Here is an 18162-nt window from a genome sequence, read left to right on the forward strand (position 1 = left end):
ACTCACCCGTCCGCCGCTAGAAATCGGTAGCAAGCTACCTATTCCCGCTCGACTTGCATGTGTTAAGCCTGCCGCCAGCGTTCAATCTGAGCCATGATCAAACTCTTCAGTTTAAAATCAATAGTACCTTAAAGGGTACCAATCTTGGCTCATCAATTACTGACAAAAATTTGCTCAAATAAACTTCGAGTAATTCCTACCATCAATCAATGAAATATTTTCGATTGATCAACCAGTAAAAATCCACACAAGTTGTTCTTCATAATCTCTTAATGATCTTTCTAACATCTCGTCAATGCTAGAAGCTGGACTTCGATAAACTCAACAACTCAACGCTTCGCGTTTCGTTCGTTTCCGTCTATCTCGTCGGTATGGTGCTCATTATAGGGCAATTTCTTACACGTGCAAGTGCTTTTCACTCACAAAGAACACGAGTGTTTTATTTTTATGCACCATTATGGTTCAAAAAACACACTTTACTCACATAAATACATGATATTTATTACAAATATCATGTAAAATATTTTTCCTATTTTGTGTGCTTAGTTTTTTACAGGTGCTGCTTTAATCACCACACTCTGTATAACTACTGGGTTTACAGGGACATTCTGATGCATTCCATAGTTCGCAGTTGGAACTTTTACGATTTTATCGACGATATCCATACCTTTAGTGACCTTACCAAAAACAGCATATCCCGCATTCATTGCACTTTTATTGAGAAAGTCATTGTCTGCAACATTAATAAAGAACTGACTACTTGCTGAATCAGGATGATTCATCCGTGCCATTGCCAATGTGCCGCGCTTATTGCTCAAGCCATTACTTGATTCATTCTTAATAGCCGCTTTTGTTGGCTTCTCCTGCATTTTGACATCCATGCCCCCACCCTGAACCATAAATCCAGGAATCACGCGATGAAAGATCGTGCCGTTATAAAATTTTTCTTTTGCATAGCTTTCAAAGTTTTTAGCTGAGATAGGTGCCTTGTCATTGAATAGCTCAATTTCAATATTGCCTTGAGAGGTTTTCATTTCGACAATAGTATTGGCAGCAAAACTGCTTAAGCTCACACAGCCAAGTGCTGCGGTAAATAAAATCTGTTTTAACATTTGTTAACTCTTCTGGTTGATCTCGTACTTGTTATTGACTGTATATTAGTCTTTGATGATTAAAAAGTAATTATTCTGCCATTATTAAAACGAGAACAATGATGACGCAAATAATACCGTCGGACACTGCATTGACACATTTACCGCCTTGGCAACTGCGTGGCGATGCTTTTATTTTGAATTATTGGATCTCTCCGAGTTTTATCCAACAAGCGCAGATGTTCCGTTTAGCGACATCGCCTTTAGGTCGTGTGGTTCAGGTGTTATTGGTCCGATACCATGATTCACCTGTGGGCCCTTATGACGAATTGCTAATTTTAGATCACCCTTTATGGAGTAAGAAAAGGTTAAGTTCGATTCCTAAGATTTATGTTTCGACAGATATCTCTGTCATTCATGGTCAAAAACTCTGGGGTATTCCTAAAGAGTTGGCAAAGTTTGAATGGCAACAACATGACAATGAAGTGGTCTGTACTATAGAAGTTGAACAACACAAAATGCAGATCCGTTTAAAAAAATCACGTTCACAGCGTTCTTTCTATATTAATAGTCATCATATCCCTGCAGCGATGTTGCAAATCAGACAAGCGTGGGAAGGTAAGCGTTATCAATTTTCACCGAAGTTTCGTGGACGGCTCTCTAAACTGAAACAGGTAGAATGGCACAACACACAGGACATTTTTCCAAATTTTTCTGAAGCACGATTATTGCAAAGCTTTTATATCCCAGAATTTAGCCTCGTTTTTCCTGCTGCAAAAATCCAAGATAAATAACCCAATAAATAAAAACCCAGTGTTTCACGTGAAACACTGGGTTTACTTTATATAAAGGAATGATTAGCTACGTTTATCCCAAAATTTACGGAACTTCGTACTGATCTCGATCACGTATTTTTTAGCTCGGTGCGAAACCGGGGTTAAGTTAATAAAGCCATGGGTTTGATCGGTATATTCTTGATAAAACACTTTCACCCCTTGCTGACGGAGTTTATGCGAATAAATTTCACCTTCGTCATGTAAAACGTCATGCCCTGCTGTCACGATATACGCGGGTGCGATACCTGCCAATTTTCCATAGGTTGGTGAAATTAATGGATCATCTAAGGCCACTGCATGTTGTTCTGCATATAAAGCCGTTACGACATCAATATCTTTTTCAGTCAGAACTAGACCATCTTTATAAGCATAGAAAGATGGGTGGCGACTCTTGAAATCCACTACTGGGTAAATTAATAGTTGAGCTTGCGGGGCAAAAACTTTTTGAGCACTGCGCTGTGCAACCGCAGTAGCAATATTGCCGCCTGCACTATCCCCTGCCACCGCAATTCGATTTTTTAGAATTTTAAACTGACGACTATTTTGATAAGTCCAAGCCAATGCATCTTCACAACTTTGCATTAATTGAGCTGGGCTGGCTTCTGGTGTTAAAGGATAATCAATACTTAAAACTTGTGTTTTGGCATGCACAGCCAATAAACGACAAACTTCATCATGCGTGTCTAAACCACCCACCACAAAACCACCACCATGATAAAACACGATCATCGGTAATTTTTTATTTGGAGCAGGATGATAATGACGCGCAAACAGCGTTGCACTTTGTAAAGGTAGACGTATATCTTGCACTTGTTTCACAAAGGTCGGCTTGGTCTTGATCGACTCCATCTGTAAATCAAATAATTTACGAGACTTCACATAGTCTTCGGTCACAAAGCCTGACTTACCTTGCTTGAGTTGAGCCGCCATCATGCATTTCACCAGCGGATCTAATTCTGGAAAAATAAACGGATAATCGAGACGTTTTGCGAGGCTTTCTTTGGCAAAGTTAGGAAGACGATCAAGTAACCGAGCAGCCGTACCTTGGCCTTTATCTTTCATATTTTTAAGTGATTCATTCAATGCAAACATGCTCTATCCTTCGAATTATGCTCTTCATACTTTCTACATGATCTAGGTCAAATGTGACCATATTCACATATAAGTCTCAACATCGACATACATAGTACAGACCTAGTTAAGCTAATCTTCTTTTATAGAGTTGTCATTGACAATTTACCCAAGTTTTATGGGTTGATTATGCTAACCCATTCTCGATAAAGGATACTCACCATGGCTAAAAAGATCATCCTTCTGTCTTTTGCGACTGCTTTTTTGGCTGTAGGCTGCGTAGCATTCCCTGAAGATGGTTACTACGATGGACGTTATGATCAACGTTATGACCGCCGTTATGATAATAATGATCGACGCTATGATAATCGTTATGATCGCCGTTACGACAGTCGTTATGAACAAGACCGCCGTACATGGGAACGTCAGCAACAACAACGTAATCGTTTAGAGCTCGAACGTAGAAAGCAGCAACTTGACCAGCGTAACTGGGAACAGAATCGTAAAAATCAACAAGAGTGGGATCGTCGTAAAAACGAACTCGAACGTCAACGTCTAGAACAACAGCGTAAATACTCTGAAGCTGAACGTCGTAAACGTGCTGAACAAGATCGTCAAAAAGTCAGCAAAGAGCGTCAGCGCTTAGAAGAACAGCGCCGTAAAGCCAGTCAAGATCGTAGAAAACAAATTGAGCAAGAGCGCAAAAAAAATATTCAAGATTTAAGAAAGGCATCAGATCAACAACGTAAAGCGGCTGAAGAACGTCGTCGCGCGTGGGAAAATCGCCGTTAATTGTTGTTTTTGCAGATCGGTTAAAAGTAAAAAGCTCATCTACATGATGGGCTTTTTTTTCGTTCACTAAAAATAGAAAAGATAAAAAAAAGCAATAGAAAAGAAAATAGACAGAAGAGGCATCCTATCTTCTGTCTATTCTTGACTGCCTGTTGTTACAGGTCAGAGAGCATTAAACAATCTTATTGCTGAATTGTAGGTTGTGGTGCAGGCGCAGATTGAACTTCAGCACCTTGAGCTGATGGATCTGCTTGAACCACAGCACCCGATTGCTCTGTCGTTACAGATGCTTCAGTTGCAGACGTTACTTGTGCGGTTTCTGGAGATTCTACAGTTTCTTGAGAAGTACAACCTACCGCAGCTAAACCAAAACCTAAAACTGCGACAGCGAATAAACCAATTTTTTTCATCTTCATTATTTCCTTCATTGAATCATTAAAAGCAAAGCTCAACTTTGCCCGAGTCATAATGGAAAATAATTCTGTGAAGTTCCCACCTTCTGAGTTGTACTTTGTACGAGGCACGGTACAGCTTATGAAATGTTTTATTAATCAGGCAGTTTTCTTTTATATTGAGGCTTTACATCATTTTTTTAACTCAAGTGCTTTGTTTTTTATTAAAAAAATAAATATAAATGATTTTTGAATAAAGCGTGATCACAGCTTTTGAATACAACAAAGTTCAACAAAACTTGCAACTCAGTTACTTAAGTGGCTGTTTTTATAAATTTCATGCAAAAAAAAGCCTGCTTATGAGAGAAGCAGGCCATGAAAAACACATTTGAAATAAATTAAGAAACTACAGCGATAGAATCTGAAACAAAGAATACTGTGCTGATCATTTTTTGTGAAATATTTAATAAAACTGATACTAAGAGTTTTTATGTATAAATATTAACCACTATTTTTTGAGGCAAAAAAAATGCTGATTCTTGGGAAATCAGCATGGAAAAGTGTTTCTAAAATCTAGAGGTAGTCACCATATCCCTCTCTCCAGTGGATATGGTCACTTCCGATAGATAAATTATGCAAATTTTCAGGCACAAAGAGAAACCGTTAAAATTTATGATGAAAATCTATAAATCCGATCAAAATATGATTATACATTCAAATCAATAATTTATATTTTCATAGAATTTAATTTTGCAGTCGATATTTTGCTGAAAAACCATTTATTTGAATAAAAAACTGCATTTAATCGCTGACTTCGCTTGAATTTTTATCCCCTGCCCCGATTTCTTTTATTAATCATGAATTCAAAACGCATGGCAGTTACGCATCGATGTCGTTTGAACGCACAGCTATAAGGACTGAACATGTTTAAGAACCCATTTAAACGGAGTAAATCAATGGCGACTGAGCAAAACCAAGACGCTCAAGATCTTCAACAAGAGCAAGCAGAACAGCAAACTCAAGCTGAAAACGAGCAAGCTGAAGTTTCAGTTGAAGATTTACAAGCACAAATCACCAATTTAGAAGAAAGCTTAAAACTTGAAAAAGCACGTACTGCAAATGCCGTATATGAAGCGCAAAAAAGTGTAGAACGCATTCAACGCGAATCTGAAAAGCATAAAGATACTGTGCTGGAAAAATTTGCAAAACAATTGCTTGAGTCAGTTGATAACCTTGAACGCGCGATTGCTGCGGCAGGTGATGAAAAATCAGGTTTATCTGAAGGTGTAGAACTTACACTGAAATCATTGCTCAGCACTTTAGAAAAATTTGGTGTGGTTGCTGTGGATACTGCAAATGGTTTCAATGCAGATCTTCACCAAGCTGTGGGCATCGATCCAAATGCCAAATCGAATGAAATTGGGACAGTATTGCAAAAAGGCTATAGCTTAAACGGTCGTCTATTACGTCCAGCTATGGTTATGGTTGGTGCATAAACCCAAATTTTCTGAGACGAATTAAAAATTTTAACCAATATTACTTGAAATTTTTTGATTGGCTCTCATATCGGATAACAAGTAAATCCCTTTTTATTTCCCTTTGAGAAAGGGAAGAGTTTGGGAATAAAAGAATTTTAGAGGAAACATCCAAATGGCGAAAATCATTGGTATTGACTTAGGTACTACAAACTCTTGCGTAGCAGTACTTGAAGGCGACAAAGTAAAAGTAATCGACAACGCTGAAGGCGCTCGTACAACCCCATCTATTATTGCGTATAAAGATGGCGAGATCCTTGTCGGTCAATCTGCTAAGCGTCAAGCAGTGACTAACCCTAAAAACACATTATTTGCAATCAAACGTTTGATCGGTCGTAAGTACCAAGACCAAGCTGTGCAAAAAGATATCGGCCTTGTACCTTACAAAATCATCAAAGCTGACAATGGCGATGCTTGGGTTGACGTAAACGACAAGAAACTTGCACCACAACAAATCTCTGCTGAAATCTTGAAAAAGATGAAAAAAACAGCTGAAGACTACCTTGGTGAAACAGTAACTGAAGCGGTAATTACTGTTCCTGCGTACTTTAACGATGCTCAACGTCAAGCGACTAAAGATGCAGGTAAAATTGCTGGTTTAGATGTTAAACGTATCATCAACGAACCAACAGCTGCTGCACTTGCGTTCGGTATGGACAAAAAAGAAGGCGACCGTAAAGTTGCGGTTTACGATTTAGGTGGTGGTACTTTCGACGTATCAATCATTGAAATCGCTGACCTTGATGGCGACCAACAAATCGAAGTGTTGTCTACAAACGGTGATACATTCCTTGGTGGTGAAGACTTCGATAATGCATTAATTGAATACTTGGTTGAAGAGTTCAAGAAAGAACAAAGCGTAAACTTGAAACAAGATCCGCTTGCACTTCAACGTTTAAAAGAAGCTGCTGAAAAAGCAAAAATCGAGCTTTCTTCTTCGAATGCAACAGAAATCAACCTTCCATACATCACAGCAGATGCGACTGGTCCTAAACACTTAGTGATCAACGTGACTCGCTCTAAACTTGAAGGTTTAGTTGCTGAATTGGTTGCTCGTACAATTGAACCATGTAAGATTGCACTTAAAGATGCAGGTCTTTCAACCTCTGACATCTCTGACGTAATCTTGGTGGGTGGTCAGTCTCGTATGCCACTTGTACAACAAAAAGTACAAGAGTTCTTCGGCCGTGAGCCACGTAAAGACGTGAACCCAGATGAAGCTGTAGCGATGGGTGCTGCGATTCAAGGTGCAGTACTTTCAGGTGATAAAACTGACGTACTTCTTCTTGACGTAACTCCATTGACTCTTGGTATCGAAACAATGGGTGGCGTGTTAACAGCAATCATCGAGAAAAACACCACGATTCCTGCGAAGAAATCTCAAGTGTTCTCAACTGCTGCTGACAACCAACCTGCTGTAGACATTTCAGTTTACCAAGGTGAACGTAAAATGGCTCAACAAAACAAATTGTTAGGTAACTTCCAATTAGGCGATATCCCACCTGCTCCACGTGGTGTGCCACAAATTGAAGTATCATTTGACATCAACGCTGATGGTATCTTGAAAGTATCTGCGAAAGACAAGAGCACAGGTAAAGAGCAATCCATTCAAATTAAAGCTAACTCTGGTTTGAGCGATGCTGAAATTGAAGCGATGATCAAAGATGCTGAAGCGAATGCTGAAGAAGATCGTAAATTTGAAGAATTAGCGAAAGCACGTAACGAAGCTGATGCACTTGTTTCTTCTGCTCAAAAAGCAGTAAAAGATCTTGGTGAACAGGTAACTGCTGATGAGAAATCTGCAATCGATGCTGCTGTAGCTGAGCTCGAAGCAGCGACTAAAGAAAACGATGTAGATGCAATCAAAGCGAAAACTGAAGCACTTCAAAACATCATTATGCCGATCACTCAACGTGCTTATGAAGCTGCACAAGGTCAAGGCGGTGCTGAAGGTTTTGATCCTAACGCTTTCCAAGGCGCTGAAGGTCAAGCTCAAAAAGCAGATGACGGCGTTGTAGATGCTGAGTTCACTGAAGTTAAAGATGACAAAAAATAATTTGTCGCTTTAACCGAGTTTTTCAAAGCTCAAAAAGACCGCGCGAAAGCGCGGTTTTTTTGTGGATGATTTTATCTGCATCAGGCAATATTCAAATAACACGCTTAAGCTCAAACAGCCACATTCTTCTCGACTGCCAATCTGTCTAAACTTAGATTTGCATAGCGCTAAATTTCGGTTAAATTAATGTAAAATAATCAAGTTTTGCGACGCTATGCGTTTGATTTTAATTATTGTTGTCATCGTTTTGAGTACTTGGTGGATCTTTCAAACCAAGCAGCATCCTCAACTGAAATTTAATTCAATTTCAGATCGACTTTTACACCCTCTCGATACCCGACTGCGTTATCGGGTTGCTGATGTCGATCCGCGTTTTGGATTAAGCCAACAACAAGTCATTCAACTTAGCGAAGAAGCCGCAGAGATATGGCATAAAGGAACACTCAAACCATTATTTATCTATGACCCAAATGCACAACTGGCAATCCATCTAATTTATGATGATCGTCAAGAACAATACAATGCCTATAAGCAAGTCCAAAATACCTTAGCCGCAGATAAAGCCCGTAATGATTTATATGCCGAGAACTTAGCAAATTCGAGAAAAGGTCTGGAGATGAATGAGCAACAGCTCCGATCAAAACAAGCCATGATTCGTGCGGAAATCGCACAGCTGTCGCAAGAACGTATGAATTGGAGCCGAATAGAGCATACACAAGGCCCCAATATGCAACGCGTTGAAAGAGAACTTGAGCAAGTTAAAGCACAAGCGATGCAATTAGACCAAGAAATAGATCGATTTAATCAGCAAAATGATCAATTTAACCAACAAGTCTCAAGCTATAACCAGCAAATCGATCAATATAATGCAGGCGTGATACAAGCCAGTCAGCGCTTTCCTGCACGAGAGTTTCATAAAGGTGTCTTTATGGAGGATCAGATTCAGATTTATCAATTTGATGCCGAAGATGATTTACGCCTCACCCTTGCCCATGAACTCGGACATGCTCTCGGCTTATCTCACCATAATGACCCTACTGCATTAATGTACCCAATCTTGGGCGCGCAACAATTAGAAAACTTTAAACTAATGCCAGCAGACCAAAGCTTACTGTATTATCGCTAGTGTGCCCTGAGCATAAAAAACCATACAATTTATAAGGATATTGCAGGATTCACCAACAAAAATCAGCATTTCATGTTATTGTTGATCTGCAATAATTCCCTTATATCAATGACATCTTCCGTGGAGAGCAATGTGAGTTACTACCATATCTTAATTGAAGTGAATGACCACATCAGCACGATTGAACAAACCCGTGATATTGAGCTTTTTGATATTACCGAAATTCAACCTTATCTCCATGCGGTACTTTTACCATTTTTTAATGAGCAACTCATTGAACTCGAAGACGAAAATCTTGAGTTTAAAGATGTCTTGCATTTACAAGTCAAACAAACCCTTTTGCCGATCCGTGACCTCATCGAAGAAGAGCAACGCCTGCTTCCGAGTGATACCGATGTCACCATTACAGCTTATGAAATTTTTAATAATTATCAATTGAGTCAAGACGTAACTACAGTGATTTTAGATCTGTTAGAAGCGCTTAAATTTGAAGCCTAATATCGATTTTAAACATTAAAAAAGCCCTCAAAATGAGGGCTTTTTTATGGCTCAATTCATCATCGTGATTAGATCGAGAATGAAGATCCACATCCACACGTGGTTGTCGCATTCGGGTTTTGTACCACAAAACGAGAACCCTCTAAACCTTCAATATAGTCGACTGTTGAACCAACTAAATATTGATAACTAAGTGAATCCACCAACATTTTCACGTCTTCATTGATAAATTCAGCATCATCTTCGTTTTGGCTTTCTGCAAAATTAAATCCATATGAGAAACCTGAACAACCACCACCAGTCACATATACACGTAACATGAGGTCTTGATTACCTTCACTGTCACGCAATTGGCGTACTTTATTGGCAGCATTGTCAGTCAGCACAAGTGCTTGAGCATTCATGATGGATTCCTCTGAGTCATTGGGGTGTCTTTAAAAAGAAAAGACCATGTTTCAAGTATAACATACTCAATATATGGTCAGTCTTCACAGTTTAAAGTTAAATCAGAGTATTTTTCTCAAGATTCATTTAAAACTTATTTATAGTTTTCGTCCTGTAATGCACATTCGAAGTTTTTCGGGTCTTGTTTACAGCGGAATTGCCATAATAATTTCATCATTCGCTTGTCGTAGATATCACGTTTAGTCAAATCAATACGCGCTTCACGCATCATTTTTTGATAGCCAGCTTTGTCTGCCGTTGGAACATCCATCCAATATTTAGCTGGGATTTCTGACTTCATTTTGCCTAATATCGTGAATGCACGAGGTAATTGTGTTTTGACCCAATCACGTGATTTTTGCCCATATCCCGCTGGGAATTTATCTGGGCGAATAATGATATTACCCGTCACTTGTAAAATTGGATAATTAACAATTGCACCTTTACTACCTAAACCTTTATGTAACTCCAAGGGTTTAAACACCGCTGCAGGTGCACCAATAATATCCACCTGACCATTGTTAAATTTAGAGCCAAAATTGGTCACGTCAGCACTGACCGCTTGAGCCCCCACCTGTTGCACCATAATTTTCTGCGCTTCATCATAATCAAGCACCGCAATTTTTTTACCTGCTGCTTTAGCGACAGTATTGATACTACGGTCATTCACCAACAGGTAGGCATCACCTACAGGAATCACACCTACCACTTCATATTTACTATTGACCATGCTCTTTGCAAACGTTGGACTCGCAAGGCCTTGCATCACTTTAACCGCAAGTTTCAAATCTGGAATTGCACCAATCGCATCTAAAGAACCGGTAAAATTATTAAATTGACGACCACGCATACCTGTGACACTGATCCCATCACATTTACCGGCTTTAAAATCTTCCGCAATCACCGCTTCATTTTGACTGACGCGGAGCTCAATGTCTGCGCCCCAGTTTTTTGCCGCCAATTGGTAATCTCTCATCAGGGTAAAAACATCACCATTTTTACCAACCAAATCAAATACACACACCACTTGCTTTGCTTGAGCTACGCCATTCACCGCCATTAACGCAGCAGCAATACTCAATGCCTTTGTCCATTGTTTCATACTGACTTTCCTTGTTTTTTACTGTTTTTGTTTTAACCATTTTTTGATTTTTGGGTCATGCGGAGTATGATTAAATATACTCACAGCCCTCGATTTCAATTTAGATTACCTGAATATTTTGCTGACTCAATGGCGAAAATGACCTGTGCATTTGCGAAAAAAAGCCCGGATAAATCCAGGCTTTTTTCTTTAAATATCAGTTTATTCGCCGCTAAGTGAACATTCAAAATTGGCTTTATCGACAGAACAACGTGCCTTTTTCAATACTGACATCATGCCCGCATCATAAATGCCACGTTTCGTCATATCCATACGACCTTCACGCAATAATTTTTGATATTTGGTTTTATCTTCTGCACTTAAGTTAAGTTTATATTTCGCAGGAATACCCGCCTCTAAACGGTTAATCATCGCAATACTCTTCGGTAAATGTTTCACAAACCAATCACGAGATTTTTGACCAAAGCCTGCTGGGAACTGATCAGGACGAATAATAAAGTCCGCGGTCACTTGTAAAACTGGGAAGTTAAACATCGCACCATTGGTACCTAAACCCTTATAAATCTCTAATGGTTTGTAGGCATACGCAGGCGCACCCACCATATCGACCTGACCATTATTAAACTTCGCCACAAAGTTAGATACATCTGAAACCACAGCTTGAGCGCCGACACGTTGCACCATAATTTTTTGTGCTTCGTCATAGCCTAATACTGCAAACTTTTTACCTGCTGCTTTTTCAATTGAGTCAATTTTTTTGTCTTTGACAAAGATGAATGCTGAACCCAGTGGAGCAATACCCGCCACTTCGTATTTCTTACCACCTAGGTTGCTGACCATTTTTGCAGCATTACGTTGGTCTAATGCAAAGGTAATCGCACGTTGCGCAATTGCATTGCTCGGTGCGCCACCAAGCGCATCAATCGAACCTGCAAATTTATTGTATTGACGAGCACGCATTGCCGTCATAAATACGCCATCACATTTACCCGCTTTAAAATCATTGTCGGCTACTGCTTCATCTTGACGCGGAATTAAGTTAATTTCAGCACCCCAGCCTTTTGCTGCAAGCGCCCATTCCTGAGCCATTTGGTATGACTCACCTGACTTACCCAGTAAGTCAAATACACAGATATCTACTTTTGCTGCCTGAGCTGAACCAGCAAAGCCAATTGCAGCAAATGTAGCCAATGATAGGAGCGTTTTTTTCATTCTATTTTCCTTTCAAATCTTTTTATGGTTCAGAGGTGTCCTTACACAACGCCGATATTAAGCAAGTTAATTTAAAAAAAATAGAGCATTTACTCCATTTATTTATGTCATTTTGGCATATTCTGTTTTTCTGTGATGCATATCACTTTTTATTCAAAGTGAAATTATAAATATAATCATCATCTTAGATTTGCAAAAATGGCTTTTTACATTTACAGCGTTTGCATCAAAATTTACAAAGAAATACAGAAAAAAGCTTATTCACCCGCCACTGAACACTCGAAATTGGTTCGCTCAATCGTACAACAGGCTTTTTTCAGTACCGTCATCATAGTGGAGTCATAGATCCCCTGTTTGGTTAAATCCATCCGTCCTTCACGCAATATTTTCTGATATTTCAACTGATCATCTTTGCTGAGATTCATCTTATATTTGGCAGGAATTTCAGCTTCCATGCGTTTTACCATGGCAAAACTTTTTGATAATTGCTTAACGAACCATTGCCGAGAAGGCTCTGCAAAACCTTCTGGGAATTTATTATTACGAATAATCAGGTCTGCCGTGACAATCACCACAGGAAAATTAACCATCGCCCCAGTAGTGCCTAAGCCTTTTGAAATTTCGAGTGGCTTAAAGGCATAAGCCGGCGCAGCCACAATTTCAACTTCAGCCTGATTAAACTTGCGAATAAAATTGGAAATTTCCGACATGACTGGTACAGCGCCGACACGGTCAACCATCACTTTTTGCGCATAGTCATAATGCAAAATGGCAAATTTTTTACCTTCAGCTTTTTCTAAATTATTGATATTGCGATCACGGACAAAAATATAGGCTGAACCAATTTGCCCGATCCCCGCCACTTCATAGCTGTCTTTGCCTAGATTGGTAATCAGTCGTTTACTGTTCCGCTTATCTAAGACATAGGTGATGGCTTTTTGCGCGATGGTATTGTTCGGTACACCGCCAATGGCATCAATCGAACCAGCAAATTTGTTATATGCACGTGCCCGCATCGAGGTCATATAAAATGCGTCACATTTCCCTTCTTTGACATACTCCCACCACCAAGCTAAGAGCTATGGTGGGGGAATCTTTGCGACCCATGCAATCTTAGAGATTGCACCTTTCGATACCGCACTGCGCTGACAGTATGGCGGTACAGGAACTCTTTATACAGCACTATGTCCTAGTGCATCAGCTAAAGCGAAATTGCGTATATTCAAGCTTGCATTCAAATCACGATCATGCACTGTTTCACAGTCAGGACATTGCCATTCTCTTATGCTTAGTGGCAATTTTGTCATAGTATAACCACAACATGAACATGCTTTAGAACTTGGAACGAATCTTCCAATTTGTAGCACATTCTTACCGAACCATTTTGCCTTGTATTGCAATATCGTAAGAAATTGACCCCAAGCCACATCCGAAATGGACTTGGCTAGTTTTCGATTTCTTACCATATTTTTTATCCCTAAATCTTCTACAGCATACGTGGTCGCTTGGTTTTCACAGATCAAGTAATGCGTGAGTTTGTGATGTAGGTCTAAGCGTTGCAGGCGCACTTTTTCATGGATGAATGCAACACTTAATTTTTGACGTTGATAATTCTTTGATTCTTTCTTCTTTCGAGCAAATATCTTCTGCTGTATGGATAGTCGGTTTTGAGCCTGTCGCAAGTATTTTGGATTTTCAACCTTATTACCATCGGATTGAATGAGCATGTGATTCAAACCCATATCAATTCCGATGGTTTGATCAGCTTGAATTGTTGTTGATGCAACAAGTTCTAACTCTGACTCGACCAAAATCGAAGCATAATACTTACCTGTCGCTGTTTTGCTAATGGTGACAGTTTTGATTTTCCCATTAAATACCCGACTAAATACAGTTTTTATCCCTTTAATTTTAGGTAGATGAAGTAATCCGTTCTCAAAGCTCACTGTTGCGTGCTGAGGGCATTGATAAGACCGTTGCGGTATTTTCTTGGATTTGAACCGTGGGTAGCCGACAAGATGACTTAATGGGCGTTTTTCATCAGGATTTGGTTTATATCCTTTGATCTTTCTGAATTCAACCTTGCCTTTCTTTAATCGCTGAAAAAAGTTGTTGTAAGCAGTGTGTAGGTGAAGTAACCCACTAAGAAGTGATTGACTATTCACCTCGTTCAACCATTCGAATTCAGGTTGTTTTTTCATGGCAACTAATTGGTCTTGAATATCCTTTTTTGATAATAATTTTTGAGTTTCAGAATGAGCTTTAGTTTGAAGTGCTAAAGCCCAATTGAAAATAAAGCGAGTGCATCCGAAGTGCTTTTCAAATTGCACTTTCTGCTCAGAAGTAGGATAGATGCGATATTTATACGCTTTCAAAAAAGGTTGTTTCATGGTTATAATTTAGCAAATTAATTGCTTAGTGTAAATGTAATGAAGTCACATTATCACTGTGTTTATAAACTTACATATCATTTAGTGTTGGTAACAAAATATCGCAAGAAATGCCTTTCAAATGAGATGATCAATCGGCTTGAAGAAATTGTAAAAAAGAACTGTGCTGATTGGGAGATTGACTTGATTGAGTTCAATGGTGAAGCTGATCATATTCACTTATTGTTAGATATGCACCCGAATATCATGCCAAGTAAATTCATCAATAATCTAAAAACTGTATCAAGCAGACTGATACGCAAGGAGTTCGGTGAAGAACTAAAACCTTATTATTGGAAACCTGTGCTTTGGACGAGGGCATACTGTCTACTTACAACAGGTGGAGCGACAATTGATGTAATTCGAGAATACATCCAAAACCAAGAAAGACCCGACTGAAAAGGCGTGCTATCCATCTCCATCTAAATCACAGATTATAGATGGAGAATTCCGCACATTTAGTTAAAATTCCTTTTCTCATTTCTTATATTTCCAATATGTTTTATTAATCCATTTAAAACAACAACTTGAAATATTTTTTTAATACTAAAGCCCGTTCAATATACCTAAATACGTGGAATCTGTCACATTTTTTCAGATGGTTGCGATGCTTTGTTTTTTCTTTTGCAAAGCCATCCATTAGAATAGCCCCACATTCTTCTTGTTTAGTTAGTTCCATGATTCAGTTAGACCAACTTTCCATTCGTCGCGGTGGGCGTGTTTTATTTCAAAAAGCATCTATGCAATTGCATCCAGGCTGGAAAATCGGCTTAACTGGTGTAAATGGTGCGGGTAAATCGACTCTTTTTTCTGCGCTTTTAGGTGGAATGGAATCTGATGGTGGTTCATTAACACGTCCTGCAGTATGGACCGTCGCGCATATGGCGCAAGAAATCAAAGCGTTGGATATGAAAGCGATTGATTTCGTTCTATCAGGCGATGAAGAATATTGGGATATACAACATAAACTTGAACATCCAGAACAATTAGACAATGAAGCGCTGGCACACTTATATGGCCGATTTGATGAAATCCATGGCTATACAGCTCCATCCAAAGCCTCACAACTGATGGCTGGCCTAGGTTTCTTTGAACATCAGTCCCAACTCAATGTTTCAAGCTTTTCTGGTGGTTGGCGTATGCGTTTAAACCTTGCGCGTACCCTAATGAGCCGTTCAGACCTATTATTACTCGATGAACCAACAAACCACTTAGACTTAGATGCGATTTTGTGGTTAGAAGATTGGTTAAAAGCTTACGAAGGCACACTGATCTTAATTTCACATGACCGTGATTTCTTAGATGCGGTGACTGATCATATTTTACATATTGAAAATCAAGAGCTGACGCTTTACACCGGCAACTATTCGACCTTTGAACGCACCCGTTCTGAGCGCTTGGCACAACAGCAACAAGCCTATGAAAAACAACTCGAAACCCGTGCGCATCTCCAAAAATTTATTGACCGTTTTAAAGCCAAAGCCACTAAAGCTAAGCAGGCGCAAAGCCGTATTAAGCAATTAGAACGCATGCAAGAACTTTCTGCCGCACATGTCGATACGCCATTTACCTTTAGTTTCCGTGAGCCAACCAAAATGAGCTCACCACTGTTACAAATGGAACATGTCGATATTGGCTATGGTGACAAACTGATTGCCACCAATGTAAATTTACAGATTACCCCAAACAGTCGCATTGGTTTACTGGGAATGAATGGTGCGGGTAAATCAACCTTAATTAAATCCTTGGTTGGTGACCTTCCCTTATTACAAGGGATGCGCAAAGCCTCTGAACTATTGAATATTGGCTATTTTGCACAGCATCAAATGGATGCTCTAGATGGCAATGCCAGCCCAATGTTGCAATTATCTCGAATCGCTGACAAAAAAATCAGTGAAGCGGCATTACGTTCATTCTTAGGCAGCTTTGGTTTTAGTGGCGAACGCATGGATACGCCAAGTGAAGGCTTTTCAGGCGGTGAACGAGCACGATTAGCTTTGGCTTTGATTGTTTGGCAGCGCCCCAATGTTTTAATTCTAGATGAACCGACCAACCATTTAGACCTCGATATGCGTCATGCCCTAACTATGGCATTACAAGATTTTGAAGGCGCTGTGGTTTTGGTTTCGCATGAACGTCAATTGATTGCCAGCGTTTGTGACGAATTATTGTTGGTACATCATGGGAAATGTCGCGAATTTGATGGCGACCTCGTGGCTTATGCCGATTGGCTGCGTCAAGCGCGGATCGACATGATGAAAAATAGTCAACAAGCCCCGACTCCCATCAAATCTCAAGTTGAAACTAAACCAACGATTTCCAAAGTCGATAAAGAAGCGCAACGTAAAGAAGCTGCACGTCAACGTGAATTGACCCGCCCGATTCGTAAAAACATTGAAAAAAATGAAGCGCAGATCAGCAAAATTCAGCCACGCTTAAACGAAATCGAGGAATTATTAGCAGACAGTGCTTTATATGAAGCCAGTCGTAAAGATGACTTACTCAAACTGATGAATGAGCAAACAGAGTTAAAAGCCAAACTCGAATCAGTCGAAGAGCAAATGCTTGAATTAATGATGGAATTAGAAGAAATGGAAAGCAGTTTTGAGGCTTAATTTAAAAAGCAAAACCCTAGATTTGCATTATTAAGAAAAGCTAACTTAAGTTCAAAAATCAATCGCCGTGAAATTTAAATGTTCCACGGCGATTTTTTATTTATACTTCACAATAATAATCACACTATAAATCTAAAAAATATTCAAAAAATCGAATGTTCATATCCAACTGGTTATTGCATCGTTAAGGCATTTCTATTCAGAAAGAATCTAAAAATTCAGCGATAGCTTTTATCCTACTTTTATAAATGAATTCAAAAAATACACTTCACATCAAACTCATTGCCACAGTTATCCACAAAAGCCATTTTTAAATTCAAATCTTGGTTTTAAATTCATTTTTATTTTTTAAATTCAAAATATCGAACCACCTTTTTGTGGATAAATATTTTTAAATGATATTATCCACAATTATAAATGACTTTGATGCTGAACACTATTAAATGTGAAAATTCACAAAACTTATCCACATTTGCAAGATGGATGCATTTTATCTCCACTCACGACATCAATTTAAACTTTTTATTGTTTAAGATAAGGCAGAAGGATGGGCTTTTTTTGCCTTTAAAAAACGTAATTCTTGTATTTTCCAGGTCTGATCAAAATGCCAGATTTCCTGTATTTGCTGCTGTGTTTCAGCTAAACCAATTAAAATTTTGCACTCCGTTTGGTCACGATTAAACTCATATTCTTCAAATTCTACGTCTGGTTTTTGTGGTTTCCAAACCCCATTTTTCACTGCATGTGCAATACGTTCATAGCGGACATAATTACTTTCGACACGCCCGTCTTGCTCATAAACCACCTTAAAGTGCTCATCTTCGTATTCGGCTAAAACAGTATAATTTCCGGTAAAAAATGCATTTACCCAGATGTCACGAATGTGTTCAAGTTGATTGTCCATCATATATAGACCTCTTATTTTTAGCTGCTAAGTTCAAATAGATTTGAGCTTAGCATCAG

The 18162-nt window shown here is 39.1% G+C and carries 16 protein-coding genes, 1 rRNA gene and 1 pseudogene; 8 read left to right on the plus strand and 10 right to left on the minus strand.

What is annotated here, in order from left to right; genetic code table 11:
• Positions 1 to 113: ribosomal RNA gene (locus FTU38_RS08715) — 16S ribosomal RNA — on the minus strand; the annotation flags it as partial.
• Between the two features lie 429 nt (positions 114 to 542).
• Positions 543 to 1112 carry a peptidylprolyl isomerase gene (locus FTU38_RS08720; protein WP_180005529.1) on the minus strand — a complete coding sequence of 190 codons (570 nt, stop codon included), beginning with the start codon at positions 1110 to 1112 and terminating at the stop codon, positions 543 to 545.
• Between the two features lie 101 nt (positions 1113 to 1213).
• Between FTU38_RS08720 and FTU38_RS08725 the strand changes: the two genes are divergently transcribed.
• On the plus strand, positions 1214 to 1885 hold the full coding sequence (locus FTU38_RS08725; RefSeq protein WP_180027167.1) for an acetoacetate decarboxylase family protein: 672 nt from the start codon (positions 1214 to 1216) through the stop codon (positions 1883 to 1885).
• A gap of 63 nt (positions 1886 to 1948) precedes the next feature.
• Here the strand turns inward: FTU38_RS08725 and FTU38_RS08730 are convergent, their stop codons facing one another.
• Complete coding sequence (locus tag FTU38_RS08730; protein WP_180027164.1) at positions 1949 to 3019, minus strand: alpha/beta hydrolase; 1071 nt, start codon at positions 3017 to 3019, stop codon at positions 1949 to 1951.
• A 201-nt stretch (positions 3020 to 3220) separates the two neighbouring features.
• On the opposite strand from FTU38_RS08730, the gene FTU38_RS08735 reads away from it, so the two are divergent.
• The gene (locus FTU38_RS08735) at positions 3221 to 3790 is read left to right on the plus strand and encodes a hypothetical protein (RefSeq protein WP_168379529.1); all 570 of its coding nucleotides are present in this window, start codon (positions 3221 to 3223) and stop codon (positions 3788 to 3790) included.
• Between the two features lie 182 nt (positions 3791 to 3972).
• Here FTU38_RS08735 and FTU38_RS08740 read toward each other — a convergent pair whose 3' ends face one another.
• Positions 3973 to 4200, minus strand: a complete 228-nt coding sequence (locus FTU38_RS08740; protein ID WP_252725869.1) for a hypothetical protein — start codon at positions 4198 to 4200, stop codon at positions 3973 to 3975.
• Between the two features lie 938 nt (positions 4201 to 5138).
• On the opposite strand from FTU38_RS08740, the gene grpE reads away from it, so the two are divergent.
• From grpE to FTU38_RS08760, 4 genes are all read left to right on the plus strand, one after another.
• Entirely contained in the window at positions 5139 to 5678 is a 540-nt protein-coding gene (gene grpE, locus FTU38_RS08745) for a nucleotide exchange factor GrpE (RefSeq protein ID WP_111885723.1), read from the plus strand.
• Between the two features lie 154 nt (positions 5679 to 5832).
• On the plus strand, positions 5833 to 7773 hold the full coding sequence (gene dnaK / locus FTU38_RS08750; RefSeq protein WP_078194438.1) for a molecular chaperone DnaK: 1941 nt from the start codon (positions 5833 to 5835) through the stop codon (positions 7771 to 7773).
• A gap of 214 nt (positions 7774 to 7987) precedes the next feature.
• A complete protein-coding gene (locus tag FTU38_RS08755; protein ID WP_180042176.1) occupies positions 7988 to 8899 on the plus strand; it encodes a matrixin family metalloprotease in 912 nt (303 codons plus the stop codon).
• 120 nt (positions 8900 to 9019) lie between these two features.
• Complete coding sequence (locus tag FTU38_RS08760; protein WP_168379524.1) at positions 9020 to 9397, plus strand: hypothetical protein; 378 nt, start codon at positions 9020 to 9022, stop codon at positions 9395 to 9397.
• Between the two features lie 68 nt (positions 9398 to 9465).
• Here FTU38_RS08760 and erpA read toward each other — a convergent pair whose 3' ends face one another.
• The 5 genes and pseudogenes from erpA to FTU38_RS08785 form a co-directional block, all read right to left on the minus strand.
• Complete coding sequence (gene erpA, locus FTU38_RS08765) at positions 9466 to 9801, minus strand: iron-sulfur cluster insertion protein ErpA (RefSeq protein WP_078189499.1); 336 nt, start codon at positions 9799 to 9801, stop codon at positions 9466 to 9468.
• A 134-nt stretch (positions 9802 to 9935) separates the two neighbouring features.
• On the minus strand, positions 9936 to 10943 hold the full coding sequence (locus FTU38_RS08770; RefSeq protein WP_180005535.1) for a putative solute-binding protein: 1008 nt from the start codon (positions 10941 to 10943) through the stop codon (positions 9936 to 9938).
• A 201-nt stretch (positions 10944 to 11144) separates the two neighbouring features.
• Positions 11145 to 12155: a putative solute-binding protein gene (locus FTU38_RS08775; RefSeq protein WP_180005536.1), complete on the minus strand. Its 1011-nt coding sequence runs from the start codon at positions 12153 to 12155 to the stop codon at positions 11145 to 11147.
• Between the two features lie 257 nt (positions 12156 to 12412).
• Positions 12413 to 13210: pseudogene (locus FTU38_RS08780) on the minus strand (putative solute-binding protein); the annotation flags it as partial.
• Between the two features lie 117 nt (positions 13211 to 13327).
• Positions 13328 to 14545 carry an RNA-guided endonuclease TnpB family protein gene (locus FTU38_RS08785; protein WP_180047579.1) on the minus strand — a complete coding sequence of 406 codons (1218 nt, stop codon included), beginning with the start codon at positions 14543 to 14545 and terminating at the stop codon, positions 13328 to 13330.
• Between the two features lie 39 nt (positions 14546 to 14584).
• Here FTU38_RS08785 and tnpA point away from each other — a divergent pair, with 39 nt between their 5' ends.
• Complete coding sequence (gene tnpA, locus FTU38_RS08790; RefSeq protein ID WP_152873595.1) at positions 14585 to 14983, plus strand: IS200/IS605 family transposase; 399 nt, start codon at positions 14585 to 14587, stop codon at positions 14981 to 14983.
• A 278-nt stretch (positions 14984 to 15261) separates the two neighbouring features.
• On the plus strand, positions 15262 to 17199 hold the full coding sequence (locus FTU38_RS08795) for an ATP-binding cassette domain-containing protein (protein WP_180005500.1): 1938 nt from the start codon (positions 15262 to 15264) through the stop codon (positions 17197 to 17199).
• Positions 17200 to 17728: 529 nt separating this feature from the next.
• Here the strand turns inward: FTU38_RS08795 and FTU38_RS08800 are convergent.
• Positions 17729 to 18106, minus strand: coding sequence for a hypothetical protein (locus FTU38_RS08800; RefSeq protein WP_078189504.1), 378 nt, complete (start codon positions 18104 to 18106; stop codon positions 17729 to 17731).
• Positions 18107 to 18162 lie beyond the last annotated feature (56 nt).

This window comes from Acinetobacter sp. YH12098 (assembly GCF_013419235.1).
GTDB classification, from domain to species: Bacteria; Pseudomonadota; Gammaproteobacteria; order Pseudomonadales; family Moraxellaceae; genus Acinetobacter; species Acinetobacter amyesii.